A 20622-nucleotide genomic window follows, 5' to 3' on the forward strand; every position below is an offset into this window, starting at 1 on the left:
ACAATGAAGCAGGCTATCCCGCAGCCACAAACCATGACCGACAAGCGCCGCCAGATCCTGGATGCCGCCCTCGCCCTCTGCGCCGAAGATGGCCTGCAGGGGGCCGCCACCGCCCGTATCGCCAAGGCGGCCGGGGTGGCCAACGGCACTCTGTTCCACCACTTTCCGAGCAAGGAGGCGCTGATCCTCGCCCTCTATCAGGATGTAAAGACCCGGATGGGGAGCGCCATCCATGAAGCAGATCCCACCCTGCCACTGTACGACCAAACCCGCCACTACTGGCAGCTGGCGATGAGATGGATGCTGGCGCATCCCAATGAGCTCAAATTCGTGCTCGGCTTCTTTCACTCTCCGTTGCTGGCCAGACCGGCCCGCAGCCAGATCCTGAACGATGCCCTGCGCTTTCTGCCTGCCCTGCTGGCAAAGGGGCAGGCCAGCGGCGAGCTGATGCAGGCCCCCACGCCACTGTTGCTGGAGGTGTGTCAGGGCCAGTTCCTCGCCTGCGCATCACTGTTTGTCGATCAACCGGAACTGGGAGAGGACGACTACTGGCAAGCCAGTGCGTTCGCCCTCTTCTGGGCAGCCATCTCAGGAGCCAACCCCTATGACAACTCCGACCGTTGAATCTCTGGCCGCACTTGGCCGCCGCCTCTGGATCACCACACTGCTCTGGGTGGTGGGTCGCACCCTCTGTCGCGCCGCCCGCACCGACGAGGCGGTACGCCGTGAATTGGCGCCGTTGCCGGACGGGTTGGCTATTCGCCTCGAAGTGGGCGGCATCGGCTACGCCATGAACATGCACAAGCAGGGTGGCCGCTGGTATCCCGGTGCGCCAGCCGCCCCCCATGCCACCATCCATCCACTGCGGGTGCGCTTCAAGCATCCCAATATCGCCTTTCGCGCCCTGAGTTTTCGGCTCGGGGTCAATCAGGCGTTTGGCGAAAACCGGCTGCTGGTGGAGGGAGACCTGACCGTTGCCATGCATCTGGTGCGGGGGCTTGAGCAGTTGCAGTCCCTGATCCTGCCCGCCTTTATCGCGCGGCCTCTGCTGCGCCACTATCCCGCCCCGACCAACAAGATCGGCCGGGCCTGCAACATCTATCTGGGTCTGGTGACCGGCTAACGCGCAAGGAGCCTTTAAATGAGCCGCTATTACGATTTCTTCTGCCCGGTCAAACTGCTGGCCGGTGAACAGGCGCTGGAGCAACTGGCCAGCGAGCTGGCCAGCCTCGGGGCCCGTCGCCCCCTGCTGCTGACCGACAAGGGGGTCAATGCCACCGGTCTTGCCACCCTGCTGGCCAATGTGCTGGCCGAGGGGGAGCTGCCGGTCGCCGCCATCTGGGACGAGATCCCGGCCGACTCTTCCACCGCCGTGGTGGAGCGGATCGCCAAACGCTATCGCGAACTCGACTGCGACAGTCTGGTGGCGCTGGGGGGCGGTTCGGTCATCGACACCGCCAAGGCAGTTAACATTCTCACTTCCATGGGGGGTGAACACCTGCTCGACTACTCGGGCGCCGGCTGTCTGACCCGTCCCCTCAAGCCGCTGGCGGTGGTGCCCACCACGGCGGGCACAGGATCAGAGGTGACGCTGGTTGCAGTGATCAAGGATGAGGCGAGCGGGCGCAAGGTGCCTTTCACCTCACCCTTCCTGCTGCCCCAGCTGGCGGTGCTCGACCCGCGCCTGACCCAGGGGCTACCCCTCAATATCACCGCCGCCACCGCCATGGACGCCATGACCCACGCCATCGAGGCCTTTATCGGTACCGCCAAGAACCCGGTGAGCGATGCGCTGGCCCTGATGGCAGTGGAGAAGATCGCCAGCGCCCTGCCGCAAATCATCCACGACCCGCAAAACAAACAGCTGCGACTGCAACTGGCGGAAGGCTCAACGCTGGCTGGCATGGCTTTTTCCAACTCCATGGTGGGGCTGGTGCACGCCCTCGGCCACAGTCTGGGAGCCCGCTGCCATCTGCCCCACGGGCTGTGCATGAACCTCTTTTTGCCCACCGTGCTCGACTACAACCGCCCCGAGGTGGATAGCGAGCTGGCCCGGCTGCTGTTGCCGCTGGTGGGGGCAGAGCGCTTTGCTGCCACCCCGGCCCATCAGCGGGCGGAGGCGACCATCACAGCTATTCGCACCCTGCGCGACACCTTGTGGCAAGCGGTCAAGCTGCCGCGCACCATGAGCGAGGCTGGGGTAAGCGATCGCTCGCTACTGACCGAGATCCGCGATCTGGCGGTCAACGACGGTGCCCTGCTGTTCAATCGCAAGGACGCCGACCGTGAGCAGTTACTCACCCTGCTGGAGCGAGCCTGGGTCTGATCCCTCCCCTTTGCCAATAATCTTGTGCTGACACTAACGCGGTGCCCGACTCACCATCGGGCACCTTGATCTACATCGCGATATCGATGCGCCCTCTGTCAAAGGGGGATGATATTGACCACGGGCTCTCATTATCTGTTCTATACCTTGGCTAACCGCTATCTTGTGCCAACAACACCATCTTGATGCCAGAGGTGCCCACCATGAGCGAGATTATTCATCAGGCCAACCAGCAACAGTTTATCTGTATGGTTGAGGGGAAAGAGTCGAGACTGCGCTACCGGCGCCTCGATGCCAAGACCATCGACGCCTACAGTACTTTCGTCCCCCCCGAGCTGCGGGTGCAGGGGATTGCCGATCAGCTGGCGCGCGCCTTCTTCAACTGGACTCAGGCGGAGGGGCTCACTATAGTGCCGAGCTGTCGCTACATTGATGTCTGGTTACGCCGCAATGCCAACAACTGAACCTCTGAACACCGTCCTCGAACAGCAATTCCAAGCCAAAACAGAAGCCCTGCTGCGGGCCGATCCGCAGCGGATGGCCTGCCTGCAAGCCGCGGCCGAGCTCAATCTGCCCGACTGGGCGCTGGGGGCCGGTTTTATCCGCAACCTCATCTGGGATCACCTTCACCACAAGGCGGTGCCCACCCCGCTCAACGATATCGACCTTATCTATCTCGATAAAACCGATCCGCAAGGGCTGGCCGAAGCGGAGCACGAAGCTTGGCTCGCCAAACGCCTGCCCGGCCAGCAGTGGGAGGTGCGCAATCAGGCCCGCATGCATACTCGCCAGCTGGTAGCGCCGTTTGCCAGCAGCCTTGAGGCGCTCAGCCATTGGGTCGAGGTGCCCACCTGCATCGGCGTACGCCTCACCCGGGATGGCGAGTTCGAGTGGCTTGCCCCCTACGGCTTTGCCATCAACTGGTCGCTGCAAGTGAGTGCCAACCCCAAATGTCGTCAGGACAAACAGATTTTTACCCAGCGCATCAAGGAGAAACGCTGGCAGGCTATCTGGCCTGACCTTCAGGTAAACTGGCCATAACCTGATTGCAATCTTTCGATAACCTTGGGCACACTAGGGGAAAAGCTGGTTGTAACTCAATGGGTTAAATAATGCGCGACTTCTTCTCTCTCGAACGCTGGCTACCGGGCCTCGCCGCCCTGCTGCATTACCAGCGCGCCTGGTTGATGCCAGATCTTCGCGCCGGACTCTCGGTGGCGGCAGTGGCGCTGCCCGTCGCCATCGCCTATGCCGAGCTTGCCGGGGTGGGTGCCATCGTCGGCCTCTACTCCTGCATCCTGCCCATGCTGGTCTATGCCCTGTTTGGCACCTCCCGCCAGCTGATCGTCGGCCCTGATGCCGCCACCTGTGCGGTCATCGCCGCCGTGGTAACGCCGCTGGCCGCAGGCGACCCCACCCGTCACTGGCAACTGGTGATGACCATGACCGCCATGACCGGCTTCTGGTGCCTGATTGCCAGCCGCTTCAAGCTGGGGGTGCTAGCGGACTTTCTCTCCCGCCCGATCCTGATGGGGCTGCTCAATGGTGTGGCCATCACCATCATGGTGGGCCAGCTCTCCAAAATCTTCGGCTTCACTTTCAGCGAACGTTACCTCATCGAGCGGATCGCCAGCGGCGCCACCTATATTACCCAGACCCATCTGCCGACCCTGGCCATGAGTCTGGTAGCCCTGCTCACCCTGCTGCTGGCCAAGCGCTACAAACCGGCATGGCCCTCCTCCATGGTGGCCATGGTGGTGACCGCTGCGCTGGTGTGGGGCTTTAATCTCGGCCAGTTTGATATCGCCACCCTGGGGGCGGTGGGTTCCGGCCTGCCCGCCTTCCAGATGCCGGAATTTCCCCCCGGCCTGATGCGGGAGCTGGTGCTGCCCGCCCTTAACCTCGCCATGGTGAGCTTCGTCTCCATGATGCTGACCGCCCGCAGCTTTGCCGCCAAAAACGGTTACGAGATAGACGCAGACAAGGAGTTCCGGGCGCTGGGCATGGCCAACCTCGCCTCCGCGGTCTCCCAAGGCTTTGCCATCAGCGGAGCGGATTCGCGCACCGCGGTCAACGATGCTAACGGCGGCAAGAGTCAGCTGGTCTCCATCATCGCCGCGGCGGTGATCGCTTTCATCACCTTCTATCTGACGGCACCGCTCAAATACATTCCCACCGCCGCCCTCGGGGTGGTGCTGGTGATGGCTTCCCTGTCGCTCACCGATTTTCGCGGCCTCTGGGCCCTGCGCCACTCCGATCGCTCCGCCTTCTGGCTGGCGCTGGTCACCTTTATCAGCGTGCTCACCATGGGGGTGATCCCGGGGATCACCCTTGCCGTGCTGCTGGGGCTGTTCCAGTTCCTGCGCAATGTGATGCGCCCCACCGACCAGCTGCTTGGCATGGATGACGAGGGGGTAGTACGTACCCTGGGGGACAACGAACAGGCCAAGGCGATCCCGGGTATTCTGGTCTATCGCTTCAACTCGCCGCTCACCTACTTCAATGCCCCCTATTTCAAGCGGCGGGTGCTGGCCCTGCTGGTGCAGGATCCCCGAGCCCCCAAGTGTCTGGTGATCGATGCGGTTGCCTGCTTCACCCATCAGGACATCAGCGTGATGAGCATGGTGGGAGAGCTGCACAAAGAGCTGAAACGGCGCGGTATCCATATGGTAATGGCGGGTCGCCACGGCCAGATGACTCACTGGCTAAAGCAGGCGGGCGTGCGGGTGGGCGATGAAGGGATCATCCTCTGCCCCGACATGTATCAGGCGCTGCGCCTGACCCGCTGCTACCGCGAGCCGGTGTTCAAGGATGATGCGGTGGTGGAGAGTACCACAGATGCCATCCGCTCGAATTGGCCGCAGGATGATGCCCTGCCCGACTCGGCTCGCCTCACCCTGCCAAGCGAACAGGAGGCGGGCGCCACACCTGCCTGATCCCTTGGCCTGCTCCCCTGGCCGGTGCAATCCTGCACAAGGATTGCACCGGCCTTGGCCTTGGTGTTAAATGCGCCCCCAGAGGGCACTCCCCCGTGCCCTCCCAGCTGTTGGACATGCCATGCAATCTCAATCCCACGCCGGCCCGGGCACCCTCTTTACGCTGACCTGGCCGCTCTTTATCGATCTCGCCCTGCACTTTCTGACCGGCGCCCTCAATACCTTCATGGTGGGTCACGTCTCCTATCAGGGAGTGGCGGCGCTGGCGGTCGGCAATCAGGTGTTCGATCTCGCCATCACATTGTTCAGCTTCGTCAGTATCGGTACCAGCGTGGTGATCACCCAGTATCTGGGGGCTGGCGATCGGGAGAAAAGTCGGGTGGTGATCCACACCGCCATCGGCTTCAACCTGCTGATCGGTCTGGTAGCGGCCATTGGCGTGATGGCGGGGGCCAGCACCATGTTGGCGCTGATGAACTTGCCTGCCAACCTGATGAGCGACGGGACGCTTTACTTGCAGATCATCGGTCTCTGCCTGTTGCCGGAAGCGGCAGCCCTCTGTCTGGCAGCCACCCTGCGCGCTCACGGCCACACCCGTCAGGCGATGTATGTGACCCTCATCGTCAACCTCATCACCTTCGTCGGCAACCTGCTGCTGCTCTACGGCTGGTTCGGTCTGCCCCAGCTGGGGGTCGCAGGCGTTGCCATCAGCACGGTCGCGGGCCGACTGGTGGGCGTGGTGCTGCTGGTGTGGCTGGTAGCCCGCAAAACCGGCATTCGCCTGGTGGTGCGCGATATCGTCCACCCCAGCCGGGAGATGCTGGGCAAGGTGCTCCATATCGGCCTGCCGGCGGCAGGAGAGAATCTCTCCTGGATGCTGCAGTTTATGGTGGTGACAGCCTTTGTCGGACTGCTGGGTGACAAGGCGCTGGCGACCCAATCCTACTTCTTCCAGATCTGCCTGTTTATCCTGCTGTTTGGCCTCTCTATCGGCCTTGGCAACGAGATCATCATCGGTCATCTGGCAGGTGCCAGGCAGTTCGATCGCGCCTATCAACAGCTGCTCAAGAGCCTCAAGCTGGGGTTGGCAGTCACCTGCGTCATCGCCGTGGCGGCTGCCCTCAATGGCCGTACCATCATCAGCCTCTTTACCGATGATGCCGACATCATCACCCAGGTGGCGCAACTGTTTCTTATCAGCCTTATCCTCGAACCCGGCCGCACCTTCAATCTGGTGGTGATCAACGCCCTGCGGGCCACCGGGGATGCCCGTTTCCCCCTCTACATGGCGTTGCTCTCCATGTGGGGAATTGCCGTGCCACTCTCCTATTTCCTCGGTATCATGCAGGGTTATGGACTGGTCGGTATCTGGCTGGCGCTGGCCTGCGACGAGTGGGTGCGCGGTCTGGCCATGTTCTGGCGCTGGCGCAGTCGTCGCTGGCAAAACAAAATTCTTGTTGAAACAAAAGCGGAATCACAATGAAGAAGATAGGACTCTTGCTGGCTGCCATCCTGCTCAGCCCCCTGGCCATGGCGCAAACTGCCCCTGCCGCTCCCAAGGCTCAAGCCACCCAGACCTGGTATGTGGCCCCCATCGCCATCGATGAAACCAGCGACGCCCAGAAGGCGCTGACCAAGGACTTCATGGCCCAGATGATCAAGACCATCAAGATCAACGAGTACCAAACCGGCAAGGCGGTGGGCAACACCAAAAAGCCCAAGTGGCTGATCCGCACCAAGCTGATCCCGGCCAGCAACGAACCACTGGTCGGCAAGAAGCACGCTCAGGGTCTCACCTACGGCAAGGGCAACCCGACCCAGGAGATTGTTGGCGAGCTGCTGATGAATGGCACCCTGGTGGCTCACATCGGCCAGGGCTGGCGCGAGCCCATTGTCCCGGGCACGCCGGTGGCAGACAAGCTCTCCATCGCCAACTATCGATACGCCATCGGGGATCAGGCCAAGTCGGCGGATCTGGAGGAGCTGGCCGCCCAGATTGGCTTTGAAGCGGGCAAGGTGATCCACCGCGACGGCAAGCCGCTGCCCGAGAAGAAAAAGAAAAAAGAGTAAATGCCATACCGGTTATATGAAGGGGCGCTATGCCCCTTTTTTGCTGCCGTTTACCGGCTCGCGACCATCATCCCGCCGTCACAACTGTGATCAGGATTCCAGTTTATCCCTCTCCCTCTGACTAATGAATATCTTATCTGCTTTTGATTCAACAAGTTAAAAACCACATTCTTTATGCAGCAAACCATTGTTGCCGAATTGGATCCGGATCACATTTATCTGGGGGGGTAAGGGGTAGTTTGGTCTCTAAGGCACAATCAAACGAAACCAAGGAGGCTCCATTACATGTTCCCAGAGTACAGAGAACTTATCTCGAAACTGAAGAGCAGTGATGTCCATTTCCAGAAGAAGTTTGACTTGCACAACGACCTGGATGCGGAGATTAGAAAGCTGGAAAAACATCACGCCAGCGACTATAGCGCCGAGGTGAGGGATCTGAAAAAACAGAAACTCAAACTGAAAGAGGAGATATACGACATCCTCAAACAACATCCACAATAGATGCCTCGAAGATAATCCGGATAAGCAATTTATCCCTCAGCCCGGCCCAAGCGCCGGGCTTTTTATTGTTTTAGTCAATTAGTTGATCCGCCACACTACCGACAGTAGCGGTTGTTTGTTACATTTTTCATTTTGGATTCAAGGCACAGATGTGATGGTAACATGACCATAAATCGCGTTTTTTATCATCTTTTACTGCTTTGCATCTTATCTGGCCTCCAGCCACTGCGAGCCCAGGAGCCAGTGCTGGAATTGTGGCACTCCCAGCAGGCCGGATATGTGATCGACGACGTGATCACGCGATTCAATCAGGAAGGCAATCACAAGGTTCACGTCACCCAGATCGAACCCGGCAAGATCAAGGCAGACATCCTGCTGGCTGCGCAAGCCAGGGGGCTGCCCGACTTGATGCTGATCCCGTCCGACTTTATCGGCCTCTACCGACAGATGTCCCTCTCCCCCCTGCCAACCGGATGGTTCTCATCTGCACTGATGAGCAGTGCTCTGCAATATGTCACCCTGGATCAGCAACGCTGGGGCATGCCCATGATGCAGGGCAACCATCTGATGCTGTTTTACAATAAGGCGCTGGTCTCAACACCGGTGACCCAATGGCAGCAACTGGCAGCCATCACTCCGGCCCTCAAGGCCAAGGGGATCCAGCCCGTCAGCTGGCCCTACCACGACATGTACTACTTTGCAGCATTTCTGCTCACTTTTGGTGGCTCGCCAGTGACCGAAGGGCGCATCACACTCGACACGCCGGCCATGATTCAGGCACTGGAAGCGTACCGTACGGTCGCCAGAGAGAAGTGGGGCGATCCCGAGTGCGATTATGATACCGCTCTCGCCAATTTCAACGACGGCAAGAGTGCCTATCTTGTCAACGGGGACTGGGCCTTCAATGACCTGGTGAAAAACATGGGAGAACAGCTTGGGGTTGCCATGCTGCCTCACTGGGAAGATCGCCCGATGCACTCCATGAGCGGCGCCTACGTCCTGAGTGTATCTCGTTGGGCAATGGCAGATGAAGAACGTCAGACCGTCATCAAAGCCCTGATGGCCTTTATCCAGCGGGACGATATTCAGCAATTGATCTATCGACAGGGTTCGCTGTTACCAATCAACCAGCGGACTTTTTCCGCCATCAACCAATACCCCGCCCTGCACGAAAAGGTGCTGCTGGAACAGTTCACCCTCAGTACACCCATGCCTTCAGAGAGCGCCATGTCCATTGCCTGGCAGGCGATGGACAAGGGGTTCGAGCGTTTCAAGGAGGGAAGCAGTGCCGCTGAAGCAGCTCGCTATATGCAGCAACTGGCCGATCAGCAATACCAGCAGGTCAAGTCAAAATGAGCCACCGCACCTTTCGTCTCGGTCCTACGCTCATCGTCATACTGTTCACCGCAGCCCTGCTGCCAGCGCTGCTGGTAAGCAGCATATTGCTGGCTCGTCAACACCAGATCATTGCCCAGAGCGAACAATCCCAACTGGAGCGAGCCCTCACCAGCATGACCCGTGAGGCACGCTTTCGCAGCGAATTGATCGGAACCCAGCTTCAACAACTCAGCAACGATCGGGTGCTTAATCAGGCACTCGAGAATTTTCTCTTCTCCAGTCATGCCCGCCTGGCGCTGGCGGCCTTTATCAAGTCCAACAGTCTGCTGACCTCAGCCTACCTGATCGATGATCAGGGTCGGGTAGTAGAGTACATCAACGGCCGAGCCTCTTACCTTGAATCGAGTAACCTGATGCCACAGCTGATGGCATGGAGCGAGACTCGGGAAGCCAAACAGGGCAAGCATTTGCTGATGCCTGTGGATGATCCCTTGCTGATCGGCGATATGGAACAGGATCGCAGTGGCGGGTTGGCGCTGGTGGCCCCCATCTATCGCAATCATCAGCGGGCCGGGGTGATGCAGACCCCTGCGGGCTTTGTGATGGCCATCCTCCCCTGGAGGCAGATGGCCCAACTGCTGGAACCCTATCTGAAGGGGAGCGAGTATCTGGTGATTTCACAAGGAGATACCCGTCTCTACGAAGGCTCACACAACAACACCAAAGATATGAACGACCGGGTACCCAGCCAGATGGCACAGCTCTTGACCATCGGCTGGCCACAACTGGAAGAGACCATCACCCCAACCATCACCCTCTTCAGCTACAGCGATGACAGGGTGAGCGAGCTAAACAAATCTCAGCAGTTGTTGACCGTCAGCATCGCCGTCATGTTGCTGCTGGTGGCCATCGGCTGTATCTGGCTTACCCGCTGGCTCACCCGACCGCTGCGCTCGCTGGCAGCCCTGGTGCGCAGTTACGGCAAGGGCAACTACCAGCAACAGCAAGCACCGCTGCGCTTTGTGGAATACGATGAGGTGCGTCGGCTGCTGCAGGAGATGGCCTATACCATCTCTGCCCAGGTAAGAGCGCTCTATCAACAGAATGAACAGCTGCAGCAGGCCAACAGCGAGAAAGAGGCCTTCAATCAGCGGCTGCTCGGCTTCAACGATGAACTGGAGCAAGAGGTCGCCTCGCAAACGACCGCCCTGCGCTCGGCCCTGAGCCGGGAGGAGCGCAGCCGCCATATCCTGCAATCATGGTTGCAGTTCGGTCTGCACCAGCAGCTGGATATCGATATTGCCGAGCTGGCCAGCTCCGCCCTGTTGCAGCTCTCCCAGCTCTATCCCGGCCACCGCTGGGGGCTGGTGATCCGCCGCGATGGCGAGCCCCACTACTCCCTGACCCAGGGGGTCGATGCCCCCTTGCGTGATCCCCTGCAGGAGAAACTGACCCAACTGATGGATGAGGAGGTTAAACACTCCGAATGCCAGTGGGATAATGCCTCCTGGAAGATCATGACCCTACCCGGCAGCCAGAGTGGTGTGCTGTTTGGTTATCTCATGGTGAGCGCCGAGGGGCTGGAGTCCGAAGACAGGGCCATCTTGCGGTTGTTTGCCAAACAGCTGGCGGTAGGCATCGAGGGGCGCCTCTTCACCGACGAGCTGGCGCGGGTCGCTCGCACTGATAACCTCACCGGCCTCCCCAACCGACAGGCGTTCGAAGAGGCGTTTCATCACTATCAGACGGTGCTGGCGCGCCATCCGGAACGTCACCTCGCGCTCTTCATGCTCGACCTTAACGGCCTCAAACGCACCAACGACCAGTATGGGCACGAGGCGGGCGACGCCCTGCTGATCCAGATGGCACGACTACTGCGCACGCTGTGCCGACAGAATGAGAGCATATTCAGAATGGGAGGAGACGAATTCGTGCTACTGGCGGAGGCGGATCACCTTGCCTGCCAACAGCTGGCAGGCAGACTGGAGGCAAGCCAGCAGCACGCCATCGTGCAACATGGGGAGCACAGATTCCCGCTGCGTTTCGCCATCGGCTGGAGCAGTAGCGACCAGACCCCGTTGGCAGAGCTGAGCCGGGTGGCGGACGACGCCATGTATGCCGACAAAGCCCGCTTCTATCAGGGGCAACGCTAAAAGCGGTGACCTCCGGCGTTGGCGAGCCTTTCGCCAACCCCCTGATTAGCTCGCAAAAATGGTGCGCAACGCTAGACGCGGCGCAGACCATGACTAAGATAGGGGCTCTTGATATCGCGACTTGATAGGGAGTAGGAAATGGAGTTAGTACTTGGCCCGCTGGAGGCCCGTGTCATCGGGTGTCTGATTGAAAAAGAGATCTGCACCCCGGATCAATATCCCCTCTCCCTTAATGCACTGGTCAATGCTTGCAACCAGAAGAGTAACCGTGAGCCGGCACTGGATCTGGCCGAACTCGATATCCGCGCCGTGGTGGACGAGCTGATCCGCCGACGCCTGGTAGTCAACACGGCAGGTTTCAATGCCCGGGTACCCCGCTACCAGCACAGATTCTGCAACACCGAGTTTGGTGAACTGAAATTCGATGCGCAGGAACTCGGCATCATCTGCGAGTTGCTGCTGCGCGGCCCGCAAACCCCGGGGGAGCTGCGTTCGCGCACCAATCGCCTCTGCAGTTTTGATGACGTGACCGAGGTAGATGCCGTACTCAATCGCCTCATCGAACGTGGCCCTTACGTGGTCAAACTGCCACGTGAGCCGGGCAAGCGCGAATCCCGCTACGCCCACCTGTTCAGCGGTGAGGTGGATATCCAGGCGATGATGGATGCCACCCCTGCGGCTGCCTATGCCTCCCCGGCCGCCGACCGCCTGAGCGAGCTGGAGCAGGAAGTAAGCGAGCTCAAGAGCCGTCTCGCCGCCATAGAAGCACGACTGGCTGCACTGGATGGTCAGGGCTGATCGCCCTTACCATCGCCCATCTCTATCAGGGAGCCGGGGCTGATGTCCCCGGCTCCCTGCGTTTTTTTATCGTGAGGAAGTGCCCGTGATCACCCTGATTAAAGAGTCTGACCACCAGAAGATGCCCTGGAAGAACCAGCGGGGCACCACCAGCCAGATCCTCATCTCCCCCAAAGGGACGAGCCTCGCCAAACTCAACTTTGACTATCGACTGAGCTCGGCCCCCATCAAAAGCGCAGGTCCCTTCTCCCCCTTTCCCGGCTACCAGCGCATTTTGCTGCCGGTGAGCGGGGCAGGCTTTGTACTCAACGGCCACCCCTACGCTACCTTCGAGGCGGCGCACTTTAGCGGCGATGAGGAGATCCACTGCGAGTTGCTGAAAAAAGAGGTGACCGATCTCGGGCTTATCTACCATCCGGATCGCATCAGCGCCAACGTGCGGGTGCTGAACCTCCCCTTCCCGCTGACCCTTACCCTCGAGCCGGAGAAGACTTACCTCTGTCACCTGCTGAGCGGCCAGCTGACCGTGCAGGACAAAGAGGTGGCCATCAACGAGACGCTGGTGGTCACCGGTGAAGAGAGCATTCACTTCGAATGCCAGAAGAAGAGCGCCATCGCCTTCTTTACCCTGCAGGCCAAATAGCACGAAAGTCAGCAATGTATAGTCATGCCACACCACAACAAGCGACAGATATGAAAAAGCCGGGAAATCCCGGCTTTTTCTATTGAGGCAACCGGCTCAATGCCGGTCAGCACCTTAGTTAACCTTGAAGGCGCCCTTCATCATGGCGAAGTGGCCGGGGAAGGAGCAGAAGAAGGTGAGATCCTTGCCCGCCAGACCGTCGGTCTTGAAGGTGACGCTGCTGCTCTCGCCACCGCCGATCAGCTTGGTATGCGCCAGCACGCGGGGATCATCCTTGGGCAGATAGCCGTTCTCGGCCCCGGCGCTCATCCCCGCCGTCGCCACAGTCTGATAGTCTGCGGTGCTGGCCAGCACCCAGTTATGGCCCATGGCGGTCACAGGCAGCTTGCCGGTATGGTTCAGAGTGACCGTCACCTCCTTGCAGGTGGCCGGAACGCTCATCTCTTTGAGGTTGTACTGCATGGCATCATTGCCTTCGATGACCAGTGCGCACTCATCGGCCAGAACCGGGGCAGCCAGAGTACTCAGAAACAGCAGGGTAATCGCCTTTTTCATCATCTTCTCCTTTGATTGGCAATGGATGGCAACAGCGTGGCGTATATGCTTCGCAAAGATGCCGTCTAAATCGACCTTCATTTTACTCAATTGTTTTCAATCGGCGATGGGTTTTGGCCAAAGCTGCGGGCCAGGTCACCAGACGGTGCTGTACTCGCCACTATCTCCCATCACGGATGGACGATACGACCCGCTACAGCAACAGGTTCAAAACTGTTTAATTTTTTCTGCTCTTTTCCCCCCGATTGCCCCTATCAGGGCTCGCCCGGCGAGCGCCCCTTGGCTAAGCTAGCGCCCCGATATGAACCTTCTCCAGATGAGAGCGCCGGATGATTGCGATGACCCCCGTGGCGGCCCTGCGCGGCCTGCTGCTAACCCTGCTGCTGGCGCTGACCGGCTGCCAGCCCACCCCGCCAGCCCTGACCCGTATTCAGGGCAAGACCATGGGCACCTACTATGTGGTAACCCTGAGCGATAGCTACCCGGGTGGGGAGCCCTCCCTCAAAAGCGATGTAGAGAGTCTGCTGGCCCGGATGAACAAGGAGATCTCCACCTACGATCCCGACTCGCTCATCTCCCGTTTCAATCAGGGGCCCGCCAATATCCCGTTCGCCATCCCGCCCGCCATGGCCATCATAGTCCAACAGGGGATGGATGCCGGTAAACTGACCAACGGCAAGCTGGATGTGACCGTGGGGCCTCTGGTCAATCTATGGGGCTTTGGCCCGGACAAACGGCCGGTCAAGCGACCCGATGAGGCGGCCATCGCCGCCGCCCGCCACAAGGTGGGCATCGACAAGCTGACCCTGACCCCGCAAGGGGATCACTTCCTGCTCGAAAAAACGATCCCGGCTCTCTATCTCGACCTCTCCACTCTGGGCGAAGGGGCGGCATCGGATGAAATCGCTGCCCTGCTCGAGAGCAAGGGGGTACACAACTACCTGATCGAAGTGGCCGGTGCAGTGCGCAGCAAGGGCCACAACAGCAAGGGTTCACCGTGGAGAGTGGCCATCGTCGAACCTTCCGATCAGCCGGGAGCGTTTTCCGATATCGTCATCCCCAACGGTATGGCGCTCAGCACCGCAGGCAGCTATCGCAACTACTACGAGCTGGATGGCCAGCGTTACTCCCATATCATCGATCCTGCCACCGGCCAGCCGGTCACCCACAAGCTGGTCTCCGCCAGCGTGATCACCCCGACCGCGCTTGAGGCTGACGCCCTCGATACCGCGCTGATGGTGATGGGGCCCGAAGCGGGTATGGCATTTGCCAAACAGCACAAGCTGGCGGTCTATCTCATCATCAAGACCGAACAGGGGTTCAAGGCCAAGTACACGCCCCAATTCGCCCACTATCTGGCGAAGCAACCGACAGAAAAGCACTGATAAACAGAAGGCCCCGATAACGGGGCCTTCTCATTACGGTTGATGATGAACTTGTCACGGGCTATTCGATGGTCACCCGGTGAGGGGCTGGCGTTTCCACCTGCTTGGGCAGTTGCAACGTGAGGATACCGTTCTCGAACCTGGCGCTGACCTTGTCCAGCGCCACCTCGACCGGCAACTCCAGAGTGCGTGAAACACTGCCAAAATAGCGTTCACTGCGCAGTGTTCGCTCATCCTTGTTCTGGCTGTCAAACTGGCGGATCTCCGCTTTCAGCGTCACCTGTTTACCATGGATATCCACATGGATGTCCTCTTTGGCAACCCCCGGCAACTCGGCTTGCAGCACATAGTTGCCATCACTCTCCTTCAAATCCAGCCTGATCTGGCTCGGCAAGGGGTCCCCGTGCAAGGGGCGAATATAGAAGCCGGACGCCATATCGCGAAACAGGTCATCGAACAGACTGGTACGGCTTGGTAGCAAACTCATCTCTGATCCCTCCGTGATTCATGGACTAACAGAGGCAGGCCCTGATACCTGCCTGATGGGGCCTATATGTGACCGGGGCTTGTCGTTGCCCCCTCTATCAGTCTAAAAAGTGTGCCGCGTGCTGCCACCCCATCTGAGCTTTATTTGATATGGATCAACCACATCGCCCTGGCCACCAGGCGCAGAGCGTGACATGGAAACTGAAAGTTGCGTGACAAAAGCACATTGATTGCCACTTGACACGCTTTGGTGGCACACTTTCTCCCATCAACCCGTAGCGCCTCGACCCAGAACAATGCAGACACCGGAAAACGCGTCAGAAAAGAAGAGCCCTGCCAAGCCACAACGCATTCTGATGGTCAATGAGCAGCGCTCGTTTCAGGTGATGATGAAGGCGATGCTGATCAATCTGGGTATCAGCAACATCACCTACTCCAATACCGCCGAGGATGCACGGCGTCGCTGCCAGAAGGGCAGCTTCGACATCTATCTCATCGATTACGATCTGGGGGTCGGCGAAAATGGCCGCCAGTTGCTGGAGAGTCTGCGTGACCAGAGCCTGATCCCGCCCCAGAGCGTGGTGATAATGGTGAGCAGCGACAGCTCCCGCGCCATGGTGCTGAGTGCGCTGGAGGCCGAGCCCGACGAGTACCTGATGAAGCCCTTCTCCCAGGAGCAGTTCTCGTTTCGCCTCAGACGCGCCCTCGCCCGGCGTCATGCCCTGGCACCGGTATTCACCGCCCTGGCCGACAACAACTTCCAGGCTCTCATTACCGCCTGTGCCGAGCGAGCCGATGCGGTGCCCCGTTTTGCCAACTACTGCCGCTGCTTGCAGGCCGATACCCACCTCAAGTTGGGTGAAGCACAGGAGGCTCGCGCCTTGATGCGCCAGCTGCTGGCCGGCCAGGAGAACAGCTGGGCCCGCCTGACGCTGGGCAAGGCGTGCAACACTCTGGGGCTCCATGAAGAGGCGGTCAGCCATCTGCAGGCGACCCTCAAAAATACCCCGCTGATGGTGGAGGCTCACCTCTGGCTGGCGGAATCCCAACTCGCCCTCGGCAATGACGAGCAGGCGCAGCAAGAGCTCAGGCGGGCGGTGGACATCTCCCCCCAGTCGGTGCAACTCTCCCGCCGACTGGCGGAGGTGTGCCTGCTGCGCCACGACTATGCCCAGGCCAAGGATGTGTTGCTGTCGCTGATCGACCTGTCCCGCAACTCCATTCACCGCACCCCCCACTATCTGGGGGCCTATATCCAGACCCTGACCCTCTACGCCCTCAACAGCAACGACAGCTACCACATCGCCAACCTGCAAAAGCAGGTCAATTCGGCCCTGTCGCGCATCCGCGATTCGTTGATGATGTCGGAGTTCAACTACCCGGTGTTCGAGCAGATCTGTCAGGCTCGGGTACAGATCGCGCTGGGCGAGCTGCTCAAGGGCAAGAAGATGCTCTATCGCGCCAACCAGAACTGGCTCGACGAACCGGCCACCATGCCCCCCGCCCTGCTTGGCGAAACCATCCTCGCTCTCTATCAGCTCGGCGAGTTTGAGTACGCCGAGAGCCTGCAGAGCCTGCTGGCGGAGGACGAAGACCGGCTGCTCACCACCTGTATTCAGGCAACCCGGGATGACAAGACGGTACTGGAGCGGCGTCAGCGCTACCAGCAGCTCAACGATCTGGGGATCAAGGCCTATCAGAGCGGCGAGCTGGAACAGGCGCTCGGTCACTTTCGCGAGGCCCTGCGCCGCGCGCCCGCCAATACCGGTGCCGCCCTCAACAAGATCCAGGTGTTGCTGCAACTGATGCAGAAAAACCGCAAGAGCCCGGAGTTTGGTGCCGAATGCAAGGAGACCCTGGAGGTACTCGACGGCATCCCCCTCAACCCGGCCCAGCAGGAGCGTTTTCGCAAGCTGCGCCAGGAGTTCAACCAGTTCAGCTAAGACGCCGCCGTGCCCCCTTTTCCCCGCCTATGCTGAAACCAGTTCGGCAATGCGAGGGAAACGAAGATGGCGATGTGTCGTTATCTGGTGGCCGATGGCCGCCACTGCAGTGAAGAGGCTGGCGAGCACGATCTCTGCCACTGGCATGATCCCCACCATACCCATCAGGAAGCCCACACCGCCGAGGCGCTTGAACAGTACGTTCGCGCTGGCGGACTCTGCCACGGCCTGCAGCTGTCACGGGCCAATCTGGCGGGCCTCAATCTGGTCAACAAGGAGTCCGATCAGGGATTTTTGCTGGAGCAGTGCAACCTCTATCGCGCCAACCTGCGCGGTGGTCACCTCTACGGCCTGCGCATGAAGGGCGGCAGCCTGATGAAAGCCGATCTCAGTGATGCCAACCTCCAGTGCGCCACCCTCGATGACGTCAACCTGCTCGGCATCCGCTGGCACAACACCCGGCTCGACAACATGCAGACCGGCAAACGGGTGATGCAGGATCGCAAGGGGCGCCGCGAACGGGATCCCAAACAGGCGCGCATCTGGTTCAAGGAGGCGGAAGAGACCTACCGGGATCTGCGCAAAGCCTCCGAGGCGCAGGGGATCTTCACCATGTCCGGCAACTATATCCAGCAGGAGCTCACCATGCGCCGCCTGCAACTGCCGTTCTGGTCGACCCAGCGTTTTACCTCCTGGGTGGTCGATCTCTTCTGCGGCTATGGCGAGGCCCCGATGAGGGTGGTGCTCTTCTCTCTGCTGCTCATCTTTATCTGCAGCATTTTTTACTTCTTCTGCGGCCTCAACTTCGCGGGTAACTACCTTATCTATCGACCAGAGGCGCCCCTTGAAGAGAACGCCATCTTCCTGCTGGAGTGCCTCTACTACAGCGTGGTCACCTTCACCACCCTGGGTTATGGCGACTTCACTCCGGTCGGGCTTTCCAGGATCTTTGCCGCCTTTGAAGCCTTCACCGGCAGCTTCACACTGGCGCTGTTTGTGGTGGTATTCGTCAAAAAGATGACCCGCTGACACCTCTGCCCACACCGCGGTGCCTGCCACTGATGCAGGCCCGCGGCCAAACTTGCATCCACCGCCGATTCCTAGTCCAATAGCGACTTATAAAAATGACATGAGCATCCCGGACATGAAGATCATCTCTTTCAATATCAACGGCCTGCGCGCCCGTCTGCACCAGTTGCAAGCCATCATCGACAAGCACCAGCCCGATGTGATCGGCCTGCAGGAAATCAAGGTCCATGACGAGGCCTTCCCGCTGGCCGATGTGGAGGCCATGGGCTATCACGTAGCGTTTCACGGCCAGAAGGCTCACTACGGGGTCGCCATCATGAGCAAGCAGAAACCGGTCAAGGTGGAGAAAGGCTTCCCCACCGATGACGAAGAGGCCCAGCGCCGGATGATCATGGCCACCTTCGAGCGCGAAGACGGCTCCCTCATCAAGGTAATGAACGGCTACTTCCCGCAGGGTGAAAGCCAGGATCACGAGACCAAGTTCCCGGCCAAGCAGAAGTTCTACGAGGATCTGCAGCACTATCTCGAGACCAACCACACCCCGGACGACCAGCTGGTGCTGATCGGGGATATGAATATCTCCCCCACCGATCTCGACATCGGTATCGGCGAAGCGAACCGCAAGCGCTGGCTGCGGGATGGCAAGTGCTCCTTCCTGCCCATCGAGCGGGAGTGGATGGAGCGGCTGAAAGGGTTCGGTCTCACCGACACCTTCCGCGCCGCCAACCCCACCGAGTGCGAGCGATTCTCCTGGTTTGACTACCGCTCCAAGGGCTTTGACGAGAACCGTGGCCTGCGCATCGACCTCATCATGGCCTCCGATGCTCTCAAGGACAGCGTGACCGAGACCGGCATCGATTATGAGCTGCGCGGCATCGAGAAACCCTCAGATCACGCCCCCATCTGGGCCTGCTTTGCCTGACAGACCTGATAGTGGGGGCATTTGACGCCCCCACTGTGACCCAGCCCCCACTTCCCTCGCTTTTTCCTTCTTATAATTCCTTTGGGCCCCGCATCCAGCCATGACAACGCCGAAAGATACCTGCTGGCCTGTTATCGCCTGTCGCTGCCCCGTCTACAACCTGCCGTCATGTTCTGACAACTTTCACTGTCGAGCAGCTTGGGTTCAATATTCGTGCTCTATCATTAAAAACTATCAGTAATCCAATAAGTTAAATTTGTAACCATGCAGTTAACCATGTTCATGAAGAGAAAGGGTGGGCGCGGCAATCGTGCACCATCCCACAGGAGTATGATGATGAAGGTGCAATCCGTCAGGGAAGAGATGTTAAAACGCGGCTGGATCGCTCTGGCTCTAGCCAGTGCCCTGACCGCCTGTGGTGATAAACCAACTGCCGGAGCTCAGGCGCTGCCGCCGGTCCCCGTAGTGGTGGCAGAGGTCAAGCTGACCGATGTGCCGCTCACCACCGAGATGGTGGGTGAAACCGCCGGTTTTCGCGAGATCGATGTGCGATCACGAGTCAGTGGCATCCTGCTCAAGCGCACCTACATCGAAGGTCAGCCGGTTACCGCCGGCCAGGAGCTGTTTCTGATCGATCCCGAGCCCTACAAGGTGGCGCTGGAGCAGGCCAAAGGGACCCTGGCTCAGGAGCAGGCTCGCCTCAACAAGGCCCGCGCCGATCGGGATCGCATCATCCCGCTGTTCAAACGCCAAGTAGTGAGTCGCAAGGACTATGACGATACTATTGCCAACTACGAGGCTGCCATCGCCAGTCACCAGGCCGCCCAGGCCAAGGTGAAGGAGGCCGAGCTCAACCTCAGCTATACCAAGGTCACCGCCCCCATAAACGGCATGGCGAGCAAGAGCTCCCAGTCCGAGGGGAGCCTTATCTCCACCAGCGGCGACAACGGCCTGCTCACTACCATCACCCAGTTTGATCCGCTCTATGTCAACTTCTCCTACTCGGAGCAGGATCGCCTCAACTTCGAAAACTCGGTAAAGAAAGGGGTGATTGAGGCGAAGGATGCCACCACCTGGCGCACCCATATTCGTCTGGCCGATGGCTCTGTCTACCCTGAAGCGGGCAAGCTCAACTTCTCCGACAACCGGGTCGATCCCCAGACCGGCACCATCCGGGCCCGTGCCATCTTCGACAACAAGGATGGCGTGCTGCTGCCCGGCCAGTTTGTCCGCATGACCATCGATCTTGGCCTGCGCAAGAACGCCATCGTGGTACCGCCCCGCGCCATCATCCAGTCTCAGGCTGACCGCATGGTGATGGTGGTGGATGCAGAGAACAAGGTGATGCCCCGCCCGGTCAAGCTGGGCCCGGTGGTCGCCGAGGGGGTACTGATCGACAGTGGCCTCAATGCCGGTGATCGTTACATCGTCGAAGGGTTGATGAAGGCCCGCCCCGGTGCCGTGGTGAAACCTGTCTCTGCCGACGAGATGAAAGCCATCACCGCCAAGATGGTCAGCCACTCAGCGGCCAAGTAAG

20 protein-coding genes are annotated in these 20622 nt (G+C 59.6%); 18 read left to right on the forward strand and 2 right to left on the reverse strand.

Annotated elements, in window-relative coordinates:
- Nucleotides 1-3 precede the first annotated feature (3 nt).
- The 13 genes from G5367_RS04060 (at nt 4) to G5367_RS04120 (ending at nt 12765) form a co-directional block, all read left to right on the forward strand.
- Complete coding sequence (locus G5367_RS04060) at nt 4-624, forward strand: TetR/AcrR family transcriptional regulator (protein ID WP_421243897.1); 621 nt, start codon at nt 4-6, stop codon at nt 622-624.
- The gene (locus G5367_RS04065) at nt 605-1123 is read left to right on the forward strand and encodes a hypothetical protein (protein ID WP_069555457.1); all 519 of its coding nucleotides are present in this window, start codon (nt 605-607) and stop codon (nt 1121-1123) included. Before G5367_RS04060 ends, G5367_RS04065 begins: the two co-directional genes overlap by 20 nt.
- A gap of 18 nt (nt 1124-1141) precedes the next feature.
- Nucleotides 1142-2326, forward strand: a complete 1185-nt coding sequence (locus tag G5367_RS04070) for an iron-containing alcohol dehydrogenase (protein ID WP_040067905.1) — start codon at nt 1142-1144, stop codon at nt 2324-2326.
- Between the two features lie 203 nt (nt 2327-2529).
- Nucleotides 2530-2790 carry a GNAT family N-acetyltransferase gene (locus tag G5367_RS04075; RefSeq protein WP_005347229.1) on the forward strand — a complete coding sequence of 87 codons (261 nt, stop codon included), beginning with the start codon at nt 2530-2532 and terminating at the stop codon, nt 2788-2790.
- Nucleotides 2777-3367, forward strand: a complete 591-nt coding sequence (locus G5367_RS04080; protein WP_202005573.1) for a nucleotidyltransferase family protein — start codon at nt 2777-2779, stop codon at nt 3365-3367. The genes G5367_RS04075 and G5367_RS04080 overlap by 14 nt, the downstream gene beginning before the upstream one ends.
- A 71-nt stretch (nt 3368-3438) precedes the next feature.
- Entirely contained in the window at nt 3439-5262 is a 1824-nt protein-coding gene (locus tag G5367_RS04085) for a SulP family inorganic anion transporter (protein WP_421243898.1), read from the forward strand.
- A 121-nt stretch (nt 5263-5383) separates the two neighbouring features.
- Nucleotides 5384-6745 carry an MATE family efflux transporter gene (locus G5367_RS04090; protein WP_421243899.1) on the forward strand — a complete coding sequence of 454 codons (1362 nt, stop codon included), beginning with the start codon at nt 5384-5386 and terminating at the stop codon, nt 6743-6745.
- Nucleotides 6742-7332 (forward strand): hypothetical protein, encoded by a 591-nt coding sequence (locus G5367_RS04095; protein WP_337072798.1) that lies wholly within the window; start codon nt 6742-6744, stop codon nt 7330-7332. Before G5367_RS04090 ends, G5367_RS04095 begins: the two co-directional genes overlap by 4 nt.
- A gap of 285 nt (nt 7333-7617) precedes the next feature.
- On the forward strand, nt 7618-7833 hold the full coding sequence (locus tag G5367_RS04100; RefSeq protein ID WP_005337763.1) for a YdcH family protein: 216 nt from the start codon (nt 7618-7620) through the stop codon (nt 7831-7833).
- A 243-nt stretch (nt 7834-8076) separates the two neighbouring features.
- Complete coding sequence (locus tag G5367_RS04105; RefSeq protein ID WP_421243900.1) at nt 8077-9189, forward strand: sugar ABC transporter substrate-binding protein; 1113 nt, start codon at nt 8077-8079, stop codon at nt 9187-9189.
- The gene (locus G5367_RS04110) at nt 9186-11324 is read left to right on the forward strand and encodes a diguanylate cyclase domain-containing protein (RefSeq protein WP_421243901.1); all 2139 of its coding nucleotides are present in this window, start codon (nt 9186-9188) and stop codon (nt 11322-11324) included. Before G5367_RS04105 ends, G5367_RS04110 begins: the two co-directional genes overlap by 4 nt.
- A 138-nt stretch (nt 11325-11462) precedes the next feature.
- Nucleotides 11463-12122 carry a YceH family protein gene (locus G5367_RS04115; RefSeq protein ID WP_421243902.1) on the forward strand — a complete coding sequence of 220 codons (660 nt, stop codon included), beginning with the start codon at nt 11463-11465 and terminating at the stop codon, nt 12120-12122.
- An 85-nt stretch (nt 12123-12207) separates the two neighbouring features.
- Nucleotides 12208-12765, forward strand: a complete 558-nt coding sequence (locus G5367_RS04120) for a HutD family protein (protein ID WP_421243903.1) — start codon at nt 12208-12210, stop codon at nt 12763-12765.
- A gap of 114 nt (nt 12766-12879) precedes the next feature.
- Here G5367_RS04120 and azu read toward each other — a convergent pair whose 3' ends face one another.
- Complete coding sequence (gene azu / locus G5367_RS04125; protein ID WP_005347250.1) at nt 12880-13320, reverse strand: azurin; 441 nt, start codon at nt 13318-13320, stop codon at nt 12880-12882.
- Between the two features lie 329 nt (nt 13321-13649).
- Here azu and G5367_RS04130 point away from each other — a divergent pair, with 329 nt between their 5' ends.
- Complete coding sequence (locus G5367_RS04130) at nt 13650-14705, forward strand: FAD:protein FMN transferase (RefSeq protein ID WP_421243904.1); 1056 nt, start codon at nt 13650-13652, stop codon at nt 14703-14705.
- Between the two features lie 61 nt (nt 14706-14766).
- Here G5367_RS04130 and G5367_RS04135 read toward each other — a convergent pair whose 3' ends face one another.
- Nucleotides 14767-15192: an Hsp20/alpha crystallin family protein gene (locus G5367_RS04135; RefSeq protein WP_103250619.1), complete on the reverse strand. Its 426-nt coding sequence runs from the start codon at nt 15190-15192 to the stop codon at nt 14767-14769.
- A gap of 295 nt (nt 15193-15487) precedes the next feature.
- Here G5367_RS04135 and G5367_RS04140 point away from each other — a divergent pair, with 295 nt between their 5' ends.
- From G5367_RS04140 to G5367_RS04155, 4 genes are all read left to right on the forward strand, one after another.
- Nucleotides 15488-17134 (forward strand): tetratricopeptide repeat protein, encoded by a 1647-nt coding sequence (locus tag G5367_RS04140; protein ID WP_421243905.1) that lies wholly within the window; start codon nt 15488-15490, stop codon nt 17132-17134.
- 66 nt (nt 17135-17200) lie between these two features.
- Nucleotides 17201-18163 carry an ion channel gene (locus G5367_RS04145; RefSeq protein ID WP_201937181.1) on the forward strand — a complete coding sequence of 321 codons (963 nt, stop codon included), beginning with the start codon at nt 17201-17203 and terminating at the stop codon, nt 18161-18163.
- 115 nt (nt 18164-18278) lie between these two features.
- Nucleotides 18279-19085, forward strand: a complete 807-nt coding sequence (gene xthA, locus G5367_RS04150) for an exodeoxyribonuclease III (protein ID WP_216978402.1) — start codon at nt 18279-18281, stop codon at nt 19083-19085.
- Nucleotides 19086-19421: 336 nt separating this feature from the next.
- Entirely contained in the window at nt 19422-20621 is a 1200-nt protein-coding gene (locus tag G5367_RS04155) for an efflux RND transporter periplasmic adaptor subunit (protein WP_005347258.1), read from the forward strand.
- Nucleotide 20622: the final 1 nt, after the last annotated feature.

It is taken from the genome of Aeromonas sp. 604282 (assembly GCF_049170575.1).
GTDB lineage: Bacteria > Pseudomonadota > Gammaproteobacteria > Enterobacterales > Aeromonadaceae > Aeromonas > Aeromonas veronii_A.

Bases quoted from the DNA above. Each gene is read 5' to 3' on its own strand.
- G5367_RS04060 (WP_421243897.1), top strand. From the start codon at position 4: ATGAAGCAGGCTATCCCGCAGCCACAAACCATGACCGACAAGCGCCGC.
- G5367_RS04065 (WP_069555457.1), top strand. From the start codon at position 605: ATGACAACTCCGACCGTTGAATCTCTGGCCGCACTTGGCCGCCGCCTC.
- G5367_RS04070 (WP_040067905.1), top strand. From the start codon at position 1,142: ATGAGCCGCTATTACGATTTCTTCTGCCCGGTCAAACTGCTGGCCGGT.
- G5367_RS04075 (WP_005347229.1), top strand. From the start codon at position 2,530: ATGAGCGAGATTATTCATCAGGCCAACCAGCAACAGTTTATCTGTATG.
- G5367_RS04080 (WP_202005573.1), top strand. From the start codon at position 2,777: ATGCCAACAACTGAACCTCTGAACACCGTCCTCGAACAGCAATTCCAA.
- G5367_RS04085 (WP_421243898.1), top strand. From the start codon at position 3,439: ATGCGCGACTTCTTCTCTCTCGAACGCTGGCTACCGGGCCTCGCCGCC.
- G5367_RS04090 (WP_421243899.1), top strand. From the start codon at position 5,384: ATGCAATCTCAATCCCACGCCGGCCCGGGCACCCTCTTTACGCTGACC.
- G5367_RS04095 (WP_337072798.1), top strand. From the start codon at position 6,742: ATGAAGAAGATAGGACTCTTGCTGGCTGCCATCCTGCTCAGCCCCCTG.
- G5367_RS04100 (WP_005337763.1), top strand. From the start codon at position 7,618: ATGTTCCCAGAGTACAGAGAACTTATCTCGAAACTGAAGAGCAGTGAT.
- G5367_RS04110 (WP_421243901.1), top strand. From the start codon at position 9,186: ATGAGCCACCGCACCTTTCGTCTCGGTCCTACGCTCATCGTCATACTG.
- G5367_RS04115 (WP_421243902.1), top strand. From the start codon at position 11,463: ATGGAGTTAGTACTTGGCCCGCTGGAGGCCCGTGTCATCGGGTGTCTG.
- azu (WP_005347250.1), bottom strand. From the start codon at position 13,320: ATGAAAAAGGCGATTACCCTGCTGTTTCTGAGTACTCTGGCTGCCCCG.
- G5367_RS04130 (WP_421243904.1), top strand. From the start codon at position 13,650: ATGATTGCGATGACCCCCGTGGCGGCCCTGCGCGGCCTGCTGCTAACC.
- G5367_RS04135 (WP_103250619.1), bottom strand. From the start codon at position 15,192: ATGAGTTTGCTACCAAGCCGTACCAGTCTGTTCGATGACCTGTTTCGC.
- G5367_RS04140 (WP_421243905.1), top strand. From the start codon at position 15,488: ATGCAGACACCGGAAAACGCGTCAGAAAAGAAGAGCCCTGCCAAGCCA.
- G5367_RS04145 (WP_201937181.1), top strand. From the start codon at position 17,201: ATGGCGATGTGTCGTTATCTGGTGGCCGATGGCCGCCACTGCAGTGAA.
- xthA (WP_216978402.1), top strand. From the start codon at position 18,279: ATGAAGATCATCTCTTTCAATATCAACGGCCTGCGCGCCCGTCTGCAC.
- G5367_RS04155 (WP_005347258.1), top strand. From the start codon at position 19,422: ATGAAGGTGCAATCCGTCAGGGAAGAGATGTTAAAACGCGGCTGGATC.